Annotated in this window: 23 protein-coding genes; 2 read left to right on the top strand and 21 right to left on the bottom strand. The window is 34.0% G+C overall.

The genetic code is table 11. From position 1 onward, the window contains the following. Positions 1 to 3: 3 nt before the first annotated feature. From ACXVYO_RS11930 to ACXVYO_RS11835, 20 genes are all read right to left on the bottom strand, one after another. Positions 4 to 990 carry an aliphatic sulfonate ABC transporter substrate-binding protein gene (locus ACXVYO_RS11930; protein WP_458467168.1) on the bottom strand — a complete coding sequence of 329 codons (987 nt, stop codon included), beginning with the start codon at positions 988 to 990 and terminating at the stop codon, positions 4 to 6. Between the two features lie 18 nt (positions 991 to 1,008). Continuing rightward, entirely contained in the window at positions 1,009 to 1,764 is a 756-nt protein-coding gene (locus ACXVYO_RS11925; RefSeq protein ID WP_458467166.1) for an ABC transporter ATP-binding protein, read from the bottom strand. A 181-nt stretch (positions 1,765 to 1,945) separates the two neighbouring features. Beyond that, on the bottom strand, positions 1,946 to 2,458 hold the full coding sequence (locus ACXVYO_RS11920) for a DUF402 domain-containing protein (protein WP_458467165.1): 513 nt from the start codon (positions 2,456 to 2,458) through the stop codon (positions 1,946 to 1,948). Between the two features lie 166 nt (positions 2,459 to 2,624). Then, entirely contained in the window at positions 2,625 to 3,680 is a 1,056-nt protein-coding gene (locus tag ACXVYO_RS11915) for a hypothetical protein (RefSeq protein ID WP_458467163.1), read from the bottom strand. A 12-nt stretch (positions 3,681 to 3,692) separates the two neighbouring features. Beyond that, positions 3,693 to 4,166: a tetratricopeptide repeat protein gene (locus ACXVYO_RS11910; protein WP_458467162.1), complete on the bottom strand. Its 474-nt coding sequence runs from the start codon at positions 4,164 to 4,166 to the stop codon at positions 3,693 to 3,695. Between the two features lie 137 nt (positions 4,167 to 4,303). Next, positions 4,304 to 4,993, bottom strand: coding sequence for a phosphopantothenoylcysteine decarboxylase domain-containing protein (locus tag ACXVYO_RS11905; RefSeq protein WP_458467160.1), 690 nt, complete (start codon positions 4,991 to 4,993; stop codon positions 4,304 to 4,306). Between the two features lie 12 nt (positions 4,994 to 5,005). After that, positions 5,006 to 5,806, bottom strand: coding sequence for a BA2930 family N-acetyltransferase (gene aacC / locus ACXVYO_RS11900; protein ID WP_458467783.1), 801 nt, complete (start codon positions 5,804 to 5,806; stop codon positions 5,006 to 5,008). A gap of 211 nt (positions 5,807 to 6,017) precedes the next feature. Further along, positions 6,018 to 7,265: a glutathionylspermidine synthase family protein gene (locus tag ACXVYO_RS11895; RefSeq protein WP_458467158.1), complete on the bottom strand. Its 1,248-nt coding sequence runs from the start codon at positions 7,263 to 7,265 to the stop codon at positions 6,018 to 6,020. Between the two features lie 20 nt (positions 7,266 to 7,285). Then, positions 7,286 to 7,897, bottom strand: coding sequence for a hypothetical protein (locus ACXVYO_RS11890; protein ID WP_063260002.1), 612 nt, complete (start codon positions 7,895 to 7,897; stop codon positions 7,286 to 7,288). 192 nt (positions 7,898 to 8,089) lie between these two features. After that, entirely contained in the window at positions 8,090 to 9,277 is a 1,188-nt protein-coding gene (locus ACXVYO_RS11885; RefSeq protein ID WP_458467157.1) for a DUF418 domain-containing protein, read from the bottom strand. A 293-nt stretch (positions 9,278 to 9,570) separates the two neighbouring features. Continuing rightward, complete coding sequence (locus ACXVYO_RS11880; RefSeq protein ID WP_431144877.1) at positions 9,571 to 9,981, bottom strand: GNAT family N-acetyltransferase; 411 nt, start codon at positions 9,979 to 9,981, stop codon at positions 9,571 to 9,573. A gap of 55 nt (positions 9,982 to 10,036) precedes the next feature. Next, positions 10,037 to 10,975 carry a DMT family transporter gene (locus tag ACXVYO_RS11875; RefSeq protein ID WP_458467155.1) on the bottom strand — a complete coding sequence of 313 codons (939 nt, stop codon included), beginning with the start codon at positions 10,973 to 10,975 and terminating at the stop codon, positions 10,037 to 10,039. 70 nt (positions 10,976 to 11,045) lie between these two features. Continuing rightward, positions 11,046 to 11,567 carry a DinB family protein gene (locus ACXVYO_RS11870; protein WP_458467154.1) on the bottom strand — a complete coding sequence of 174 codons (522 nt, stop codon included), beginning with the start codon at positions 11,565 to 11,567 and terminating at the stop codon, positions 11,046 to 11,048. 15 nt (positions 11,568 to 11,582) lie between these two features. After that, a complete protein-coding gene (locus ACXVYO_RS11865; protein ID WP_458467153.1) occupies positions 11,583 to 12,083 on the bottom strand; it encodes an N-acetyltransferase family protein in 501 nt (166 codons plus the stop codon). A 34-nt stretch (positions 12,084 to 12,117) separates the two neighbouring features. After that, positions 12,118 to 12,663 (bottom strand): GNAT family N-acetyltransferase, encoded by a 546-nt coding sequence (locus tag ACXVYO_RS11860; RefSeq protein ID WP_458467151.1) that lies wholly within the window; start codon positions 12,661 to 12,663, stop codon positions 12,118 to 12,120. Positions 12,664 to 12,678: 15 nt separating this feature from the next. Beyond that, positions 12,679 to 13,380, bottom strand: coding sequence for a nucleotidyltransferase domain-containing protein (locus ACXVYO_RS11855; RefSeq protein WP_458467150.1), 702 nt, complete (start codon positions 13,378 to 13,380; stop codon positions 12,679 to 12,681). 16 nt (positions 13,381 to 13,396) lie between these two features. Further along, positions 13,397 to 14,080 carry a DNA alkylation repair protein gene (locus ACXVYO_RS11850; protein ID WP_458467149.1) on the bottom strand — a complete coding sequence of 228 codons (684 nt, stop codon included), beginning with the start codon at positions 14,078 to 14,080 and terminating at the stop codon, positions 13,397 to 13,399. A gap of 222 nt (positions 14,081 to 14,302) precedes the next feature. Further along, entirely contained in the window at positions 14,303 to 15,268 is a 966-nt protein-coding gene (locus tag ACXVYO_RS11845; RefSeq protein ID WP_458467148.1) for a PLP-dependent cysteine synthase family protein, read from the bottom strand. A 166-nt stretch (positions 15,269 to 15,434) separates the two neighbouring features. Further along, the gene (locus ACXVYO_RS11840) at positions 15,435 to 15,824 is read right to left on the bottom strand and encodes a VOC family protein (RefSeq protein WP_172553261.1); all 390 of its coding nucleotides are present in this window, start codon (positions 15,822 to 15,824) and stop codon (positions 15,435 to 15,437) included. A 205-nt stretch (positions 15,825 to 16,029) separates the two neighbouring features. Beyond that, positions 16,030 to 16,851 carry a hypothetical protein gene (locus tag ACXVYO_RS11835; protein WP_458467146.1) on the bottom strand — a complete coding sequence of 274 codons (822 nt, stop codon included), beginning with the start codon at positions 16,849 to 16,851 and terminating at the stop codon, positions 16,030 to 16,032. Between the two features lie 361 nt (positions 16,852 to 17,212). Between ACXVYO_RS11835 and ACXVYO_RS11830 the strand changes: the two genes are divergently transcribed. Together ACXVYO_RS11830 and ACXVYO_RS11825 are read left to right on the top strand one after the other, a co-directional pair. After that, positions 17,213 to 18,040 (top strand): peptidoglycan-N-acetylglucosamine deacetylase, encoded by an 828-nt coding sequence (locus ACXVYO_RS11830; RefSeq protein WP_458467145.1) that lies wholly within the window; start codon positions 17,213 to 17,215, stop codon positions 18,038 to 18,040. A gap of 282 nt (positions 18,041 to 18,322) precedes the next feature. Then, positions 18,323 to 18,994, top strand: coding sequence for a TerC family protein (locus ACXVYO_RS11825; protein WP_075307552.1), 672 nt, complete (start codon positions 18,323 to 18,325; stop codon positions 18,992 to 18,994). Between the two features lie 58 nt (positions 18,995 to 19,052). Here the strand turns inward: ACXVYO_RS11825 and ACXVYO_RS11820 are convergent, their stop codons facing one another. After that, a complete protein-coding gene (locus tag ACXVYO_RS11820; protein WP_458467782.1) occupies positions 19,053 to 21,026 on the bottom strand; it encodes an LTA synthase family protein in 1,974 nt (657 codons plus the stop codon). Positions 21,027 to 21,116 lie beyond the last annotated feature (90 nt).

Raw genomic sequence — 21,116 nt, 5'->3', positions numbered from 1 at the left:
TTTTCATTTCACCTTTACTGCTTTTTCTACGAAAGAATTATCTACAACTTTATCTGTCTTAATTTCTTTCTTTATAGAACCGAGTTTATATTGAAAATCCGCTGTCTTTTGCTGTTCCTCTATTATTTCTTTCGTTACTGGAACTAAAATTGGTTTATCATGAGTAAACACTTCTTTTACAATTTCTGCATCTATTTTCTTTGCAGAAGTATATATTTTTATTGCTTCATCTAAGTTTGACTCTTGCCATACAAGTGCTTTTTCATAAACTTTGAGAAACTTCTCAACTAATTCTGGATGTTCTTTCGAAAATTTTGTTCTTGCAATTAAAAACTCTGGTGAAGAAATATTTAATCGTTCACCATCTGTAATAACCTTGGCGCCTTTATTTAACGTATGTAGCGAAATGAATGGATCCCAAATGGCCCATGCATCTACTGATCCTGATTCAAATGCGGGCTGCGCTTCATCTGGTTGCAGTTGAATGACATTTACATCTTTCGCATTGATACCTTCTTTTTCTAATGCTCGATACAATAAATTAAATGCGCTACTTCCTTTTGCTACTGCAATTTTTTTACCTTTTAAATCTTTTACACTCGTAATCTTGCTATCTTTTTGTACAAGAATGCCTGTTCCTTTCCTCGCATAACTTGTATTAGCAATTTCGGTAAATTCAATACCTGCTGCTTGCGCGGAAATAACTGGAGAGTTGCCAACTTCACCAAAGTCTAATCGATTTGATGCGATAGCCTCAAAATAAGGAGGTCCGCTTTGGAACTCTGTCCATTTCACCTTAACGCCTTCTTTTTTAAACTCTTCTTCAAACCATCCTTTTTTCTGTGCCAGTAAGAGTGGGCTTAACCCTTGTTGTATACCTATTTGAATGGTTACGTCTTCTTTCTTGCTACTTGCTGTACTTTTTTCGCATCCAAATAAAAATAAAGATATAGCTAACGCAAATGAAAGAACTTTACATTTTTTATACATATATAATCCACCCTTTTCCTATATACTCGTTTGAACCAGTCCCCCATATTCAAACTGATGTAAAACTTTCGTTCGAAGTTGTTGGAACGATTGAGAAGTTTTATTTCGAGGGTAAGGCAAATTATTTTCAATCACTTTATGTATTTTTCCAGGCTTTGCACTCATAATGATCATTCGATTTGAAAGATATATCGCTTCGTCTATATCATGAGTGACGAATAACATTGTCGTTTTCTTCTGCTCCCAAATGGTTAACAGTACTTCTTGCAAATGGCTTCTAGTAAAAGCATCAAGTGCCCCGAATGGTTCATCGAGTAATAATACATTCGGATCTCTTAATAAGGCTCTCGCAATCGCAACACGTTGTGACATCCCGCCTGAAATTTCTTTCGGATAAGATTTTTCAAAACCGTCTAACCGAACAATTTCAACCCATTCCTTTACCTTATCTTTTACATACTTATCTTTTAACGACAAATCTGCTGCAATATTTTCTTCAACTGTTAACCATGGAAACAAGCGATGTTCTTGAAAAATAAAACCTTGTTTCTTACTCGGTTTTACGATTTTCTCCCCATCAATAACAACCTTACCTTCAAATTCATTATCTAACCCCGCAACAATTTTCAAAAGTGTACTTTTCCCGCAACCACTCGGTCCAATTACAGTGACAAAATCCCCTTTCTCTAATTGAAAATTAATATCTTCTAAAACTTGAACCGAACCAGATTGTTTCGGAAAATATTTTGATACCCCATCAATTGAAACAGTCACTTCTTCCCCTCCTTGAAATGATTCATTTAAATGAATAGATACAACATTTGTATACTAAAAAAACCAAAGGCATTTCATCTTGTAATGAAATGCCTTTGGTTTCTCCAATCAGCTATACGTTTTAGAATTAACTACATATTATACAAATATTTCCGATAAGTCAACTAGGTTTTAATGAACGTTATTTATTTTTAAACATAGTATCAGTTTCTAAAATGATTTTTGGAAGCGATTCTTGAATTGTATTTTTGGCTGTATGCAGAGCTTTTACTACATATCCATCTTCAAATTGCTCTAACGGCTCAGGTAATTCATCCTCATCCAATATAAATAATTCTCCACTTGGAAGTACCATAATATCAAGGATTAAATCTTCGAAGGATACCACTTCGTCCGTTATACAAGTATTCTTTACAAGATTAAAATAAGAACCTAAATAACTCCCATCCTGATTTCTCCAAACGTATAAATTATATGGACGATTTCCCCAATAGTATGCAATTGTACAACTTCCTTTCGGGATCGTTAACTTCTTATCGTTCGCTTCCATTGTAAAAGAGTACTGTACTTCATGGTATAAAACAATTTTATCTGGCTGCGTTTCTATTAATAAACAAGCATGATCTACAGTTGTAGCATCATATCGGATTTTTCTTTCAATAATTTTAATCCCTGACGGACGTAAGTAACTCATTTTTTAAAATTCTCCTTTTATTTAGTTCTTTCATTATAACTCTTTATTTTTCCACTAAGAAGGCGTTCAGTCTATTCATTCATTGTTTTTTAAGTTGAAATTTATATAATCTCATTTTCTACTTCACAAAAAAGCCCCTTCTAAATTAGAAGGAACTCCAATAGCATTATTCATGTTTCAACTTCTCCGCAACCCTATCATAAAATTTCCGTTCCTCATCAACATTTAAGTGAACACGATTTACTGTTTTAGAAAATCCATATAACAATTGTGCTTTCACTGACTCTTTTAGCGTTATTTCAAATGTTGGAGGTTCCTTTATAAATTCCATCACAGTTGCGTCAAGAACCTCTTTCTCTTCATCTTTCTTTAAAGACTCGCCTTTATAAAACGCAATTTTATCAATTTGTGTAAATGGTATAACAATTTTCTTTCCTAATCCGATTTGAATGATTAACTTTTCTTCCGCAACAATGATTGGATTTTTACGCATTGCTTGTATTTCAGCTAAAAAATAAAACATTGCATATACGTTTAAAATTAGTAAGGTCCATGCTATTACTGGATTCCATTGATGAAGTAAATAATGAAAACCGATACTTTCTATTATGGTTGCATGAATGATCATGATATATACACCTATTGCACCGGTCTTTTTGTGATATGAGTATACGGATTCACCTTCCGGTACTTTAATATGCCACGATAAAAATGCATAATAGATTAACTTACACTCTGTTACAATGATATCTACTAATTTATTTCTTTTCATAGTAGCATCAAATGCTGCATCAATCGCATAAGAAAATGAAGAATATTCTCTTTTATATTCTTTATATCTTTTGATTGTATGAGGAAGCACTTTAACGATTTTATACAGAAGGAGTAGTTCTAGACCTACAAAAGCAATTTCTCCCGCAACTATAATATAAGAAACGTTTGAAAAATCTTGTAAATAGTCACTTGGAATAATAAATCTTGCAAATATATATCCAGCTATTATGACAGGAAATATATACGTTAGCGAGTATCTTTTTCGAATAATAAAGAAATATGTAATAACTGGAATTACAAACATACAATCTAACAAAGAACCAAGCACTACTTCTTTCGGAGCGGCTGGTACAATCGGAAGGGCATACAATAAATAGTTTGATAACAAGATGAAAGATACGAGTCCAATCCAAATACCTTTTCGCCTTCGTGATAGTGTGACATTCATACGTTCACTCCTCTATTTAAAAACCTCGTTTAAATGATCTTTATAAAATGTAATCGCACGTTCAAATTCTTTAACTTCGTCTACTTTTATAACCATTTCAAGTAATAATTTCATCGCGGATTCATGGTCGTTAACGTTATATTTTGCTAATGACAAAAATACTTTCATCACGTCATTATCCGGAAACTGCTGCAAACCTGTTTCTAAAACAGTAATTGCTTTGTCATACTCACCTATACAACGATAGGTACTGCCAAGACCGATATATGCACCGCAAAGTGAATCGCCATCAAGACCATTTGCAATTGCCTGTTCATAATACGGCACAGCCTCTGTTTCAAGTCCCATTACGTCATGTATCCAGGCGCATTGAAAAAGCACTTCTGCATCCCGTGTAAAGTTTGTTAACCCCATAAGTATCTCTCTGGATTGCGCATATTTCTTTTCATTTCTTAGTTTTATAGCTTGCTTTAATAAATGTTCCATAGAATCCACTCCTCACCAATTATTTTATGTATCCATCTTGAATGGTTAACGTTTGTGTAAAAGTAAAATTCCCATAAATTAAAGTTTCGCTTACCTATATATACTATGCAGATCCATTCTTATCCAAATACTTTTAATTACATAGTAGTGATACGATCACATAGCACTTCTAACCTTTTGACAATTTCTTTCGCCGTTTCATCTTTCCCGTTACATAACTGCCCTTTACCGTCTTGTCCAATTACGTGGTGTACTGCTCCGCGCGAATATAAAGAATGTGGTGAATTCGCAATCATTACACTTGCCTTCGCTTCTTCCATTCTTTTCTTCGCTCTTTCAAACAGTTCTTCTTCATTTATATCGCTTTCAAGTTTAAAGCCAACGAGTACCGTTTCTGGATCCCACTCTTTTATTTGTTTTAATACTTTTGGAGCCTTTTGAAAATGAATAATTGGTGCTATATCACTTGAAATTTTCCCATTCATATCAAGTACCTTACCGTCTTGATCACAAATTTTGTCTACAATCCAATCTGATCCAGCGGCTGCCATAATAACCGCATCTACTTTTTCATGCGTAATTATACTTTTCATTTTATCTTGTAGATCAACAATTCCTTCAAATGGATGTAATTCCAATTGATTATTTATATCGTTCGGTTTTTCAGCGAAATAACCGTGTAAATAAATAACATGTGCCCCTTTATTTATAAGCTCTTCGGCGATTATTCTCCCAATTGTGCCTTTCGCCATATTCGTATGCCCGCGTACTTGGTCCCATTTTTCTAAACAACCACCACTCGTAATTAATACCTTTTTCCCCTTCATTGTAACCATCCCTTACTGATTTTTCTTACGAAACCATTCTGTTCCAAAGTCAACGATATCTCGTTGCTTCATAAGACGGCACGTTGCATTTCCTATTTTTCCATTTGTTACAGTTCCTTTTCGCTCAAACTCTACACCAATTTCTACAAACTTATCAGAATCGTAATCCATATCAACAAACTCTTTCCATACTCTTTCACCATTCTCTATAATAGGTGCCCCAACTTTTATTAACTCACATGCACCAGTACGTACTTCAGATAAATGTACAGACGTATTGGAATCATATCCAACACCAATTAATAATATGTATCCGTCTAAATCGTATATTTTTCTTAATGGAGATTCCTCTCCTAAACTCATTGATAGCGACTGATTCATCGTTATTTCTTCTGCATGCTTTCCCCATGCAGCAAAACTTCCTAATGGATGGTTGCTACGTACTACATTCGGATATGTACGAAAACATTCAACTACTTTTCCCATTGCCCTTGTTGGTGTAATATGTGGCTCAAATGCTGGTACGTTATCCCTGATAATTTGCCACCATTCTTCAGGTACAGGCGGTCTTGACCAATGTTTCGGATCAGATAAATCCGAAGATTGTGTTGGCATAATAATTGTTCCCTCTTTAGTAATCACTTTCATTAACGCCTCTACTACTGCAACTGCTCCACCAGATACCCAGCCGATAGAACTAAGCGAAGAATGTACAATAACCGTCATTCCTTTTTCTAGCCCTAATTTTCTTAAATCATTTGAAATTGTTTTGATTGTACTTGGCAATGGTGTACTTGCCACTATGTCATTCATTTTCACGATTGTTCCCCCATTTTGTTTTAAACTACTACTTACATATATTATCATATTTTTCTTAATTTTTAACTTAATCATTTTCATCCACACAACAAATGGTAATATATTAATTTTATATAACAACAGAAGAAAAATAAAGACGTTACGTCAAACAATAATAACACTAATATAAACGAAAGAGCTCATCATTTTTGATGAGCTCTTTCGTTTATCCTTCAATTGTAACCCCTGTAAACATCGATAAGTTGCCTGTTATTTTCTCACCTACACGTAAAAATAACCCTGCGGCTCTCCCGCTAATACAGTGTGAACCAATTAATAGTTTACCAGTATACGGACCATCCCATGTGTCAATTGTATAGTCAGGCATTTCTATGTATTGCTGGTATATTTTTCGCTGTTCAAAGTAATACTCCGTTTTATCTTCAGCTAATAGTTCATCATTTTCGTATATAGATACCCCTCCACCTTCACGGCCGTATAAAGGCTTAGAAACATATGATTCATTTTTTTCTATAAACGTCTTATTTGTAAAATATGTTGGTATGAAGTAGTTTTGAATGATTTCTCTCTCTTCTTTCTCAAAGAAAACTCCCTTTTCGAACAGTTGCCAAATTAATGCGAGTACACTTTTATTTTGCATAAGAAAAGCTGCAGGTGGATTAATGATTTTCACTCTTCCTTGCGCTATATGATCTAAAAACTGAAATCCAATTCTTCTCCCATTTTTATCAGTATCTGAAACTAAATATTCAATTGGATATAGTCTATATAAATAATGGATTCGTTCACCATTTTGCGTATATATACCATCATCTGCAACGACGATATCTTGTATGCCTATATAGTCCGTTGATTGATCTAAGCAATAGCTTCTTAAAAATTGAACTGTTTGATGATCTTCATCGTGCCAATCATAACTAGTAAAATATATCGTCTCTATAGGACTTATATTATAGTCATGTTTAATTTGTTCCCACGCCTGCACAATATGCTCTTCTATATGATTTGGATGATTCACATCGTGATAACGGCACAACACTTCATTTGCGACAGATGGCTCTAAATAACCTGTTGGTGTATCACAATTTACTTCTATTAACTTTATCTCTTCACCATTTACGATAAAGTCAAACCTTGTAAAATATGAAAACAAGCCAGTATGTTTCATTCTCGCAATTTCCCACGTTTCAGCTGGAAACCCTAGTGTTTGAAAATCTTCTGTCGTATTTGCAATATATTGATACGTTCTATATAACACGTACATAATTTCTTCTGTCGCTTTTGAAATAGCAGTATAAGTGTTTACGGGCATACGATACATACCCGTTGCCATATATTGATTCCATTCTTCCTTCTCTAAAAGGCTCGGCCATGTAAATCCATTCCTACCAGCCTCTTCCGCAAGTGAAAACCATACTTTCATATACTCTTTTTGCTCTTGTTCTGTATACATGACTCCATTTTCCTTTCGTGTTATGATCCGGCTGGTGCTTTTGCATTCCCAATTCCACTGGAACCAGAATTCACTTTCGGCGTTTGTGTCGTAGATGATTTCGGCGTATTTGTATCTGGCGTCACTTTATTTGAGGAATTTGGCTGTTGTTTATTTAAATCCACTTTATTGGAAGAGTTATTATTGTTACTGTTAGTTCCGCCGTAAGAACCTCCACCACCGCTTCCACCAGTTCTACTTTGGTCTTTTTCACGATATGGAATAACATTATTTGCATACGGTTTCTTCATTATATTTGGTTTTGCTGTATAATTCATATTTGTAGTTCTGCTTGCTAGTAAATATCCTGCTACGAATGGAAGTATTGGTAAATGTGAATTTTCATTATACGATGAAAATGACGGATTCATTTCCTTACATAACTCATCATTTTCTACATTTTCATTAGTAGGAGTTTTATCATCACAATTTAATGTTTCTTGTTCATTACCTTGTTTTCCACCATCTGTTTTAACAGCAGTACTTTCTTTCTGGGCCGTTTCTTCTTCGTAATCGCCACAACCCGTTAATAAAAAAGATGACACCCCTATTGAAGTAGCAATTTTTATAAATTTACTTTTATCCATTCTCATGTTTTATACACCTAATTTCTTTTATCTATATTTTTCCAGATACCTTTATTATATAATGTATATGTTAATTTTTTCAAACTAAACTCTATATGCACATTTGCATATTTTATGCTTTTTATTCCATAAATAAAAACAAACTATCATTAGATTATAATTTTATTTATAGACTATAAACAATTGAAAGACGACCTATTACCCGGGTCGTCTTTCAATTGTTTTATTTTTATATATTAAACGTCTCAATAAAATCTCTAATGGTCCATTCAGATTGTTTTTTTCCATTATTGTAGCTAATATGACAGACAATATCCAAATACTTATAGCTATCAATGCAGCAAGAGCGTTACTTACATACCCTCCTAAATCAAACGCTACAGGTGATAAAAGTATAACAAGCAGTGCCTCATTCAAAACAAAAAATGTTAATGAGCGCTTTCCCAAAGCAATTACTGAAAAGCTAAAGTACCCTAGATTTTTCAATTTACTCCCTATTATACCGAAACCCGTTGCATATGCTAATCCTCCAACAATTCCAGTTAAAATATGGATTCCATTTATCATTCCAGCTGTAAACACACTTGGATACCATATAGTCCCTATAAAAGATAGAGGCAAAGCACCTATTAAAGATATTGCTAATCCTATAATTGTTATAAAATATAATTTTTTCAAATGTTGCTCTGGTTTTATTAATAATTGATATCTAGCAATCCACAAACCAAGAATTACCGAAGGAAGAATTGGGAACATAAAATGGATGAGAACAGGTATAAAAGGAAAGAAAAGTAATCGCAACATTGTAGTACTTAGATACGTGTCTTTTGCTGAAACATCTGGTGAAAAACCATAATCGCCTATTGCTTGCATATTAAATCCCCATATTATTGGAATAAAAATGATATACAATATAGTGATAATCGTAAATGTTCGAATTAATGTTTTCATTTTACACTTTAATAGCGGGCTAACAAGAAGCCCCGCTACACCATAGGCCATAAGAATATCTTGCCCTCCAATTAAAACTGCTAACACAACCCCAAACAGTATTAAATACCAAGAGCGTCTTCTTACTATTTTTACAGCATGATTTTCATTTTTCCCTTTTGATATTTGCCCTTTGAGTACTAGAACCAAACCGTAGCCTAATAATACGGCAAACATCGCTCTTGCACGGTTATCAATTATGAATATACCAAAAAGGTTTACAATTTGATCAAAGAAATTACCGCTTTCCACCCTATGCATAATTCCAGGATCTGCAGCATACAAGTAAAGCGGTGCATGGGCAAGTACGATTAATAGTAACATAGTACCTCTTGCTAAATCTAATGAGACTGCACGCTTCTTCTCAATTGCTCCATTATGTATTGATTTACTCATATTTTACTTCCTTCCTTAGCATCAACTAACCTTTCTTACATTTTTGTCAAAAACTTATAACTAGTTGCTATTAAAATTTGAACAAATTAAGTGAAACTTTAATCAGTGGCGCTTTTGTTCATCCACCCACTGATTATTATCCCCGTACCAATTGGCGTTTACAGGCTTTCACCTAGCTTCCTTACTCCAGCCGAATTTTGAGGTGGGAGTTTTACTGTCCACAAATAGCGGGATACATATAAAACGAACTATTTCTTCAAATCCTATTCCGGATATTATATTCTAAGATGATTTTAATATGTTTTATTTTTAAAATACACATGAAACCTTTCAATCCCCGGATACTTTTCTCCTAAACTTTTAACTTGAAAACCAATTTTTTTATAAAATTCTACTGCCTCATCGTCTGTCTCAGCCTCGAGATAAGTCAATTGATGTATTCTTACTACTTCCTTTATCATTTGCGACGCAATTCCTTTATGACGATATTGCGGGACGACTGCTATGTGGCATATTCTCGCTTTATTTGTTCCGATTATTTCAATACCTATGCAAGCCTTTTCTTCAAATCTATGCAAACTCCCTTTATTCCTTTCATAAAATAAAACTGCTTTCTTTAAGCTAGTTTCACTTGGCCCAACTGCATACTGTAGTACATTAAATATAGGATTTCCCTCAAATTGTTCAACGTATTGCAAATTCATATCTTCATTCCCTTCTATAAAAAAGATTAGCCCTTAATACAAAGAGCTAATCCCATTACGCAGTTATTTTTTCTTCTTTCTTCACAACGACTGCTACATAACTATGTAGTATCATCCCAACAATAACGAGGCTCATACCAATCCAAGATAAAGATGACGGAATTGGTGCAGATAGCAAGATGAGCTCTCCTGCTAGCGCAAATAAAACTTCACCAGACTGAGTCGCTTCGACCGTTGCTAGTTTTTGTGGATCATCTTTTACAACATCTGTCGCAAAGAAGAATAATACAGTCGCGATTAAACCTGAACTAACCGCTACTATAAAACATTGAAAAACTTGATTACTTGACGGTAGCCCGCCTGTTGATACTTCATAACCAGATAGTAAAAACCAAAATGGTAAACTTGCTAATGTCATACCGAGGACCCGCTGGAATACATCTAATTCACCTTTACAAACTTGCATCATTTTCCGATTTCCAAGAGGATACGCAAACGCTGCAATAAGGACAGGAACTACACATAAAACGGTTTCACGAATTCCTAATGAAGAAGCATGTTCTACTTGCATGAGTACAACACCGCATAAAATAATACCCGACATAACTAATTCCTTCATTGGAAGTTTTTTATGTAATGGATCTACTGCAAAAAATGGTGTTAATAAAATTCCTGCGACGATTGTAATTTGCCATGTTGATGCAACAAGCCAACCAGGTCCAAAAGCTCCAGCAAAACTAAGCGGAGCATAAAAGAGTCCAAATCCAACGATACTCCACACTAACCATTCTTTCGGATTACTTTTCATATATTGAAAGAGTTGCTTTAAGTTTCCTCTATATATGACAATAAGTAAAAGCATTGGAACCATAAAGTAGTACCGTAATGATGCACTCCAAATCCAGCTTCCACCTTCTAAGTCCATCGCCCGGTTTAAAACGAAGGTAAAGGCAAAGAAAAATGATGCCAATATCCCTACTGCAATAGCTTTCATTATAAAACCCCTTGTTTAATTTCTTCTTAATACTATACAACAAATTAAATATAATTAAAATTCAAAATCTTTATCTCGCATCTATTCTAGCTTTATATAGTTTTCTTAACTGACTAATATGAGCTTGATGGTACCGATTATGATCGGCTATATGCCATATCCCCCACCTTATAGTCGCACTTTCTCCCTTTTCATAAAAAACCTCCCGTGTTAAATCATTTTCTGTTAGTTTCATACATTTCTCATATAACATACGTTGCACAGCTTCATAATCTTGCATTAATTGTTGCAGCGTATATTTTCTTAAACTTGGCAGTTCTCCTACTTCATTTAACATAGGTCCATATATATTTTCAAGTGCCAGTGGAACTGCTTCTCCTTTTAAGCGATACACCCAATGTAAATCGACAACTGCTAAATGTTGAAGTAGTTGCCCAATGTTATTTTCATTATTTTCTGATCCTTTAAAAGACAATTCTTTCTCATCAATACCTTCTACTAACTTTTGCAATCGTTTATATGTATCCGTAACCGTCGCATACAAAATCGCTACTTGCGGGTTCATATTTTTTTCTAAATGAAGATCTTTCATACTAAACTCCCTTTCTTAAAAGAACAACACCATATATTCATCGTCACTATATACACCGTTCATTTTTAAAGCTCTTTTCTCGATTCCATATGTTTGAAAGCCCATTGATTCATACAACTTTTTTGCTGGTTCGTTTGTAGATACAACACCTAATGTCAATTGTTCCAAGTTCAGTTTTCTTGCTCTTTCAATTGCCTTACGTATTAACTCACGTGCAAGACCACTTCTTCGATTACTTATATCTACATACATCGCAACGATATGACCTTTATGTTTATATGCCTCTTTTTCTTCTGTTAGTAAAGTAACAACTCCAACTAATTGATTACCCTCATTAAAAGCACCAAATGTACAACTAGTAGTAGCTGTTAAATTACTTTCCACTCGCTTAATAGGATTTGCCTGACGAATCGCCTCTTCATAAGTTGTTACAAATGCCTCTGGATTTACTTGTAATGCTTGTAAACGTAAATCCCAATATTTTTCCGCATCTTCTTTCGTAAGTAATCGAATCATATTACTCCAGCCCCTTTAAGTTAACATAATATTTTTATAAACTACTATTTAATGATTCGTATTCTTCTCTTAACATACTATAACGATAACGATGAATGAACTTCCCTTGACGTAATCGATCATTTCTCATTAACCCTTCACAAACAAAACCAGCCTTTTCATAACTCTTTCTAGCTTGAAAATTATCTTCATCTACACGTAGCCAAACTTTTTCTAATTCAAATTCATAGAATGCTAGATGTAACATACTATATAGAGCCGCTATTCCATACCCTTTACCCCAGTATTCTTTATCACCAATCGCGATTCCCAGTTCTGCATTTTGATTTGTTTTATCAAAATTTTTAAGATCTACCCATCCAATATGTATGCCATGTTCTGCAGTGATAGCTCTTTGTTCATAGCCATTTTTTCGATTTATACATGCTTCAATCCATTTTTTCGTTTCTTCACGAGTAAACGGTGGATATTGATCTGGTACAACTAGATGTTTTGTAACTTTTGTATCTAACGACCATTGATATCGATCTTCTACATCATCTAGTGTCAGTTCTCTTAATTGAACGAATGGTACATTCATTGTGCTATCCCCTTTTTATTTTCCGATAGAAAACCCTTCGAACATTCTTCCTCCATACTGTTCTAGCGTTTTTTCTACAAAAGTAATTAATTTATTTTTCTCTCCCGTTGTATAAAAATGATCAAACGCCGCTACAAATTGATCTGCATATTGTTCATCATATCTTCTAAGTACCCTTATAAACCATTTTGAATTTCCAAGCCATTTACGATTTACTCTTAATACATATTCATGTACTAAATCAGCTAATAAATTCGCGATAAACAATTCTTCTTCTCTTTTTGTCGCCCCGATAAAGTCATCCAAAGTATCCGTAATAAAATATCGCTTCTGCTTCATCATTTCTTCAGTCCATTTAGCTGGTCCTTTATTTAGTAAATCATTTGCTTCTCTTTTTAATTCCTCAACAATTTCATTTTCACCTTTTAATACAATTCCCTCTGCAACTAATTGCGGTAACGAAGGTCTCCCGCGATCACAATCCATTTTAAAAAAGGTTTTATACGTTTCAAAATTATGTACAAATACTTCTACAGGCCATCCATTACTATAGAAAGATTCTCTATAACAAGATGACAAACTACGATCTATTATTACAATGTCCAGATCAGATGTTTTTGTCGCTTCCCCTCGTACAACGCTTCCTCCCAGTAAAGCTACATCACAATTCGAAAATTGTGATGTAATGATGCTTTGTGCCGCTTCCATTGGTTTCATAGCCGTTCCCCTATTCTTATTTCACTTTCTTTTTTTCAGCTCTTTCTTTTGTCTTTTTAATATAGGCTTCTGCATCAGGTGTTTTACATGACGTTTCACCGTGATCAACTTGTACTTTTCCAATTTCGCGTGCAATTTCAATCGCTTTTCTCTCTAAGTCTTCATTACGAATTCCTATCGCAATTAAAGCACTATTCATCGCTTCTTTTTTTCTATTTTTTTCATTATGTATATTTACTTTAATCTCTTCCATATAAGGAGAGAAGAAATCATCATGTAACGTTTTATTTTTAATCGCGATATTCGCTAATAATGACCAACCTGCTCTTCCGATCCATTCATCATCAGACTTTGTCCATTGTTCCATTCTTTCTATCGCGATTGGGGATGTACAAATAGCGGTCATCAAAACGTCCATTAAACAATAATAATCAACTTCCTGTACCCATTTATTTAGCTGTTCTGTCGTAACTTTTTTCGGATTTAAAATCATCGTCGCTAAAGTCATTGCATCCATATTTTTTGTTTCCCATAATAAAATTGCTAAATCATGATCTTTTTTTATCTTCTTTTTTAACAATTTTAAATTGGCAAAACTAACTCCGAATAGTGGCTCTTTCGCTCCGTGATTTTTATATGTTTTACGATTTTGTTCTGTTCCATATTCCTCTAGTTGTTGCATTACTTCTTCCAGTAACATATGCACACCTCTTTTTCTTTTATGTTGATTTCATATATGTATGTACGATATATTCTACATTACTTTTTGGTTTTCCTATATGTATTTTTAAAATACGGTATGTGAAATTTTATATTTGCTATATATAACTAAAACAACCACGGAAAACCTGTACATTTTACATATACAGGTTTTCATTTCATCAATTTCCCAAAGTGTAAGAAATAGAATTTGAAAGAACTTTTATTTGTTTGATTCTCTCTTTATTTTTTGTAAGCTCTTTACATCTGACCACTCTTCTATAGACCCTGCGTCCGGAAAAACTGTAACTACATTAAAATTCGCACCTTTTTCTTTTCCAATTTGTTTAGCAGCTAATAAATTCGCTGCCGCAGACGTTCCTATTTTCATACCAGTTTCATTATAAAAACGTGCCATTTCATACAAGGTTTCTTCATATGAATAAGTCCATTGTTTTTCTATCAAATTGTCTTCCTGTTCTATGAAATGTTGTTTCCTTCCTAAGCCAAACCCACCTGATCCAGCATATTTCTTTAAATCATTTGGTGGTTGTTCGGAACCATATGGCAATTCAGCAGGCATTACTAAATGTAGCTCAACATTTTTTGTATAATTCTTTACTTCTTTATAGACTCCCATTAGAGTTCCACCAGTACCAGCAGATGCTACCCATGCGTGTATTGGTTTTCCATTCATTTGTGTAATAATTTCTCTGCCTGTACCTTCTATATGACTTAATAGATTTGCGTTATTATAATGTTGGAATAAAAAGTATAACTCTGGTTTTTGTTTGCTAATCTCAATTGCCTTTTCAATTACTGCGTAGAAACCCATACATTTATCAACTAAAATCACGTTAGCTCCATAACACTCAAGTTCATTTAGTAATGATTTACCAGTTCCAGAACTTAAAACTAACGTGCATTCAACCTCTAAATAATAACAAATATAACTAATTGATCTCGCTAAGCTTCCACCACTATACTCTAAGATAGGTTGTTTTTTGTCCGCTTCTTGTAAATATTTATTAATCATTCCAAGTGCAGCTCTATCCTTAATCGATTCTGTAGGGTTGTGCCATTCACATTTAGCATAAATAGAAATATCCTTCGTTTCTTCGCATTCTAATTTAATGAGAGGTGTGTTCCCAACATTTTTAGCAAACTCATTAAAATGCTTTAATGTCATACTTCTATTCCTCCTACATAAATCATATTTATTTTTAGCTAAAATACTTTCTACATTTTCATAACTCTCTTAACTAAATCTTTTTATATAAAAATCCCTATAAATGCTGTAGGGATTTATGACTAAATCATTTTGTTACACTACATTACATACGAAAAGAGCTTCTTTATTCAAATGCGTTCATAAGCACAATTCTCCAACCATCTGGATCCTCTATTGTGGTTCCTTTCTCTATCCAATACGGATTTTCTGGTTCCACCTCATGATAGCCCATATTACTTAATCGATTCACTATTTTTTCAATTTCATCTTTATTAGGCATATAAAAAACTAGTAAATTATCTTTTGTCGGTGCCGGACATGGGCTTCCATTAACGTGCGTTGTAAACTCCAAATGATACTCGGCATCCGGTAATCCAAACATAACCCCATCATATCCTTCATGATTGTGAAATTCTCCTATACGCTTTAATCCTAACCCCGTCTCATAAAAACTTATAACTTCTTCAAATTTATCTGTTGGCCTTGCAATTCTAAATTGAACCCAATTCTTCATGCAAATCTCCTCCTTTTCATTTTCCAAAGCTTTATAGTAATCATTATAAGTTACATATATTCCCTTTCATATCCCTCATTAGTGTGAGAACTGCCTAAGTTGAAAGACCTATTAGTTTATAAATAGTAGGACTTTAGTATTAAATTTATATAAAAATAGTTATATAAATAATGAGATGAAATAAATAGTTCTTCCTTATATTTTATTACGTATGAAAAAGGTCTCCTTGTAGGGCCTTTATATACCGATCAGCAGATCTTTGTACAGCCTTATTCGCATCTTCCACCACACCATGAAATGCATTATATAGTTGACTAAATTGGATATCTTTTACTTTCTCTGCCATATCTCTAACTTTATTCGCTGGTAATGGAATGAGATTTGGATAACTATACATAAAACTTACCCATTTTTGATCGGAAACTACTTGTATAATATCACCTGATAACAAAATTCCTTTCCCTTCGTTACCTTCTTTCCAATGCATAACAGTCCCGCCCTTAAAATGGCCTCCTAAGCGATGCAATGTAAGTTCTTCCGATAATATCAAATGTTCCCCAGACCAAAATTTAATTTGTTTACTCGGGCGAACCACCCACTCTTTATCATCTTCATGAATATAGATAGGTACATTGAATGTTTCCGCCCATTTTACTTGTGTAGAGTAATAATGTGGATGAGAAAGTGCTATTGCCTGAATACCACCTAAATCATATATACTCTGAATCGTCTTATCATCTAAATAGCTAATGCAATCCCACATAACATTTAGAGTTTTACTTTGCATTAAAAATGCTGTTTGTCCAATTGCAAATTTAGGTTTTGTAGTAATGCTATACAAACCACTTTCTTCTTTTATTATTTTATTTTTGTATATATTGCTATTTTGCATGGTTTCTAATGTTGTCCATGACTGCCCAATTGGATTCACATATTGCCTTTCCTCATTACAAATTTTACAACGAGAAGGTGCTTCTTCATTTTCAGGATACTGTACTCCACATGTAGTGCAAATATAATTAACCATATTCCCACTCCCTTTTTAAATTTAATTGTTTCTATACCAATATTTTAATAGAAAATAAAAATATTCGAATCAATAATTAGAACGAAAATGAAGTGCTACGAAAGTATGATTACTCCCCTTTCATTTTGATACCGATTCCCCTAAAAACCACCTACATTATTATTAGAAGCACCAAATTTGATTCTTGAAAATTTTCATAATAAACATTAAAAACACCCTGTTTTTTCAAGACTGCAATTAATACAAAATCTTGCATACTTTTGACCAAACTTTTTTGCGCATGTAAAAAAGTTTTTTTGCAATTACCGCCCTATAATTGCTAATATAGTAGAGTAGAACTTTTATAGAGAGAAGGAAAATTATGCACAATGGAATTCGAATGACAACTTTAGTAAAAAGGGCTATGTTGATTTGCGCGGGGGTATTATTTACATACGAAGCAGCTTTAGGATCAGCACATACTGCTCTAGCAAGTACAGAGGATGAAGCAAAATCTGTTCAACTTGTAAGTGAAATTCAATCATCTCTTGCACCGAAAGAAGCCCCAAAACAATATAACGGGCAAGTTAGAAAAGTCGCTTACTTAACATTTGATGATGGTCCTGGAAAATACACAGCTGAGCTTTTAGATATGTTAAAGAAAGAAAATGCAAAAGCAACATTTTTCCTAATCGGTTCAAACGTAAAAGCATTCCCGGATCTTGTAAAACGTGAAGATGCTGAAGGCCACTATGTTGGGATGCACAGTATGACTCATAATTACAAGAAACTTTACACAGAAGGTCATTACGTAGATGAAATGAAGGAAGATCAAGGCTTAATCGCCGGCGTTCTAGGTAAATCACCAGTATTAACTCGTCCATCTTATGGCTCAATGCCAGGATTAAACGAAGCTCTTCGCAACAAAGTTGTCGAAAATGGCTTAAAAGTTTGGGATTGGACAATTGATTCTTTAGACTGGACATACAACAAAATGCCTGTTGATGCTGCATCAGCTAAAATTGTACAAAACGTTGTAAATGGAGCTGACAAGCCAACAGAAGTTATTCTAATGCACGATATCCATCCACAATCCGTTAAAGCAGTACCTGGAATTATTAAAGGACTGAAAGAAAAAGGATATGAATTAGAAAGTTATAATGAGAACGAACACTTCCCATTAAACTTCTGGCACGATAATCGTATGTAATGTGAAAGACTCTATTTCCTCTAGTAGGTTATTGAGTCTTTTTTCATACTGGGCATTACTTCTCTTATATTCGATTCCCCCTCCTTCCTTTATATCAATGGGATATAAAAACCACATTAATGTAACTAAAAAACATGACATGTTATTCTAAAAACGACTAGTACGAAATTAAAATATATATCAAAATACAGTAAAAAATTTAGGATTGAATATACAAATTCAATCCTATTTTTTATATTATCAACACTTTAGCACATATTACTCTTAAGGAGTGATGTGTATATGGATTTTCTTTCAGCCGAGTATTTATCTGCCCTACTTGCCATCATTGTAATTGATTTAGTGTTAGCTGGTGATAATGCCATTGTAATTGGATTAGCAGCAAGGCGATTACCGAAAGATCAACAAAAGAAAGTGATTATATGGGGAACTATCGGGGCAATTGCGATTAGGGCCCTCGCTACTTTAGTTGTCGTCTGGTTATTAAAAATACCAGGGCTACTTCTAATTGGTGGTGTACTCCTTATATGGATTGCTTACAAATTAATTGCTGAAGGCAAAGATCATGATATTAAAGCAGAAGAAGGATTTTGGTCTGCTATTAAAACCATTATCATTGCTGATGCGTTAATGGGTATTGATAATGTGCTCGCTGTTGCAGGAGCTGCGCATGGCAATTTTTCTTTAGTCATCATCGGGCTATTAGTATCTATTCCAGTAGTAGTATGGGGTAGTACATTAATTTTAAAATGGGTAGACCGGTTCCCTGTCATCATTACAATTGGAGCAGCTGTTTTAGCTTATACTGCTGCGAAAATGATTGTAGATGAGAAATGGTTCGCTGGATTTTTCGAAAGTAACCCTTTCATAAAATGGGCATTTATCATTATTATCATTGCCGGTGTAGTGTTCTTTGGAAAGATGAAGCAAAAAACTAAAGATAACTCTATATAATGACAACGTTTTGTGTACAAAGAAAAGCGCTACTCCTATGAGTAGCGCTTTTTAATATTTATTTCGTTTCTCCGTCTTCAGCCGTCTTTACCTTCGTTTTATTTTTATCACGATGGTTATAGTTGTACTTCGAACGATCGACCGGTGTAAATCCTTCCGGTGTATAGAATCGTAATAAGTCACCGTTTACGACTTGGTCAGAGTATTTCAGTGATTTTTGAACCATTTGTTCATTTTGTTTTATTTCGTCTGTTAATTCTACAGAGTTACCAGTAGCTGTATCATAGTATTTTCCATTCAATGCAGTAACTGTTGGACTTACGAAGTTACCGTTACGGAATGGAACAACTTGTTTATGCTCTGGTGATAATAAATCTGATCCAAACTGGACATAATTTTTCGTATCTGTACCTAGTAAGTGTAATAGTGTCGGAAGAACATCAATTTCTCCGCCGTATTGATGCTGTACGCCACCCTTCATTCCTGGAACACGAATGATTAATGGTACACGTTGCAGTTGTGCATTTTCAAATGAGTTCATTTCTTTACCCATTATTTGAGACATTGCTGCACCATGATTATCGGAAATACCGTAATGATCACCGTACATAACGATAATTGAGTTATCGTATAAACCAGATTGTTTCAAGTAATCCAAGAATCCTTTTACGGACTCATCTAAATAACGTGCTGTTTGGAAATACGTGTCTACTGATGAATCACCTGTTTTAGCTGGTTCAATCGTCGCTTCCTCTTTATCAATCGGATAAGGGAAATGGTTCGATAACGTAATGAACTTCGTATAGAACGGTTGTTTCAATGTTTGTAATAATGGGATGGATTCGTTAAAGAACGGTTTATCTTTTAATCCATAGTTTACTACATCTTTTTCGTTCATATCGTAGTATGACGCATCAAAGAATTTATTAAAACCAAATGATTTATAAATCTCGTCACGGTTCCAGAATGTTTTATAGTTACCGTGGAACACTGCTGATGTGTATCCTTGTTGACCTAAAATAGCTGGTGCTGATTGAAACGTGTTATGAGCTTTATTTGTAAAAACAGATCCTTGTGGTAATCCAAACATTGAGTTTTCTAGCATGAACTCCGCATCAGATGTTTTACCTTGTCCTGTTTGATGGAAGAAGTTATCAAAGTATAACGTATTCGCATCTTTTGTAAATGAATTTAAGAACGGTGTAACTTCTTGCCCATTTAATTTATAATCAATTAAAAAGTTTTGGAATGATTCTAAATGAATATAAATTACGTTCATTCCTTTTCCTTTACCAAAGTACTCAGGATTTGGACTTGCATATGTTGATGCAAGATAATTTCTAACCTCAGTCATATTATCTCCATCAGCTAACGCTCGTTCTGTTGATGCTTTCGCACTTTGAATGCCATCATAAATCGTATAGTTGTATGCCCCTAAATATTTCACAATATAATTACGGTCAAATGTTCTTGTTAATAATTCAGGACGATCGGATTCTGCAAGACCTAAGTTAATGCTGAATAATAAAATACCTGCTACAAATACTAGTGATAATTTATGTTTCGCAACACGGATAGGTTTTGGACTTGCAAATTTTGTTGCTACTAAAACAATTAAAATGATTGTATCTAAGAAATATAGTGGATCATATGCGTGTAGTAATGCAAAAATACTACCACCTAAATCTCCAAAGTTATTCGTTTGTGTTAATGTTGGGAACGTAATAAAGTCGCTGAAAAAGCGATAATATACTACGTTTGCGTATAAAAGTATAGACATTAACAAATTAATAACAATTAACCAAATGTAAGCACGTTTCCCCTTTGCAAATAATGCGAGCCCTAAAAATAGAACTGCTGAGCTTAACGGGTTGAAAAACAGTAAAAACTTTTGGATTGTGTTGGATATCCCTAAATTAAATTCTGTCACATATGCTGCGTATGTTTTTAACCAGAATAAAACAACGGCAAACACAAAAAATCCAAAGTGATTGCTTAACACACTTTTGCTCTTTAATAAGAACTTTTTCATCTCTCCACCTCTTTTAATCATCCAAGGCTTATTTTGATATAAGTCTGTCTCTCTATTCAATTTTTAATCTCCAAATAGATTTTATTTATT

The organism is Bacillus sp. BC08 (assembly GCF_054326875.1).
Note: the sequence above shows the minus strand (reverse complement) of the source record. Positions and strands in the feature narration are given on the sequence as shown.

Coding starts and splice junctions, on each gene's coding strand:
- ACXVYO_RS11830 (WP_458467145.1), top strand. CDS start 17,213: ATGCACAATGGAATTCGAATGACAACTTTAGTAAAAAGGGCTATGTTG.
- ACXVYO_RS11895 (WP_458467158.1), bottom strand. CDS start 7,265: ATGTATACAGAACAAGAGCAAAAAGAGTATATGAAAGTATGGTTTTCA.
- ACXVYO_RS11930 (WP_458467168.1), bottom strand. CDS start 990: ATGTATAAAAAATGTAAAGTTCTTTCATTTGCGTTAGCTATATCTTTA.
- ACXVYO_RS11890 (WP_063260002.1), bottom strand. CDS start 7,897: ATGAGAATGGATAAAAGTAAATTTATAAAAATTGCTACTTCAATAGGG.
- ACXVYO_RS11865 (WP_458467153.1), bottom strand. CDS start 12,083: ATGATTCGATTACTTACGAAAGAAGATGCGGAAAAATATTGGGATTTA.
- aacC (WP_458467783.1), bottom strand. CDS start 5,806: ATGAATGACATAGTGGCAAGTACACCATTGCCAAGTACAATCAAAACA.
- ACXVYO_RS11885 (WP_458467157.1), bottom strand. CDS start 9,277: ATGAGTAAATCAATACATAATGGAGCAATTGAGAAGAAGCGTGCAGTC.
- ACXVYO_RS11825 (WP_075307552.1), top strand. CDS start 18,323: ATGGATTTTCTTTCAGCCGAGTATTTATCTGCCCTACTTGCCATCATT.
- ACXVYO_RS11880 (WP_431144877.1), bottom strand. CDS start 9,981: ATGAATTTGCAATACGTTGAACAATTTGAGGGAAATCCTATATTTAAT.
- ACXVYO_RS11850 (WP_458467149.1), bottom strand. CDS start 14,080: ATGTTACTGGAAGAAGTAATGCAACAACTAGAGGAATATGGAACAGAA.
- ACXVYO_RS11910 (WP_458467162.1), bottom strand. CDS start 4,166: ATGGAACATTTATTAAAGCAAGCTATAAAACTAAGAAATGAAAAGAAA.
- ACXVYO_RS11820 (WP_458467782.1), bottom strand. CDS start 21,026: ATGAAAAAGTTCTTATTAAAGAGCAAAAGTGTGTTAAGCAATCACTTT.
- ACXVYO_RS11845 (WP_458467148.1), bottom strand. CDS start 15,268: ATGACATTAAAGCATTTTAATGAGTTTGCTAAAAATGTTGGGAACACA.
- ACXVYO_RS11875 (WP_458467155.1), bottom strand. CDS start 10,975: ATGAAAGCTATTGCAGTAGGGATATTGGCATCATTTTTCTTTGCCTTT.
- ACXVYO_RS11860 (WP_458467151.1), bottom strand. CDS start 12,663: ATGAATGTACCATTCGTTCAATTAAGAGAACTGACACTAGATGATGTA.
- ACXVYO_RS11855 (WP_458467150.1), bottom strand. CDS start 13,380: ATGAAACCAATGGAAGCGGCACAAAGCATCATTACATCACAATTTTCG.
- ACXVYO_RS11870 (WP_458467154.1), bottom strand. CDS start 11,567: ATGAAAGATCTTCATTTAGAAAAAAATATGAACCCGCAAGTAGCGATT.
- ACXVYO_RS11840 (WP_172553261.1), bottom strand. CDS start 15,824: ATGAAGAATTGGGTTCAATTTAGAATTGCAAGGCCAACAGATAAATTT.
- ACXVYO_RS11920 (WP_458467165.1), bottom strand. CDS start 2,458: ATGAGTTACTTACGTCCGTCAGGGATTAAAATTATTGAAAGAAAAATC.
- ACXVYO_RS11915 (WP_458467163.1), bottom strand. CDS start 3,680: ATGAATGTCACACTATCACGAAGGCGAAAAGGTATTTGGATTGGACTC.
- ACXVYO_RS11905 (WP_458467160.1), bottom strand. CDS start 4,993: ATGAAGGGGAAAAAGGTATTAATTACGAGTGGTGGTTGTTTAGAAAAA.
- ACXVYO_RS11835 (WP_458467146.1), bottom strand. CDS start 16,851: ATGGTTAATTATATTTGCACTACATGTGGAGTACAGTATCCTGAAAAT.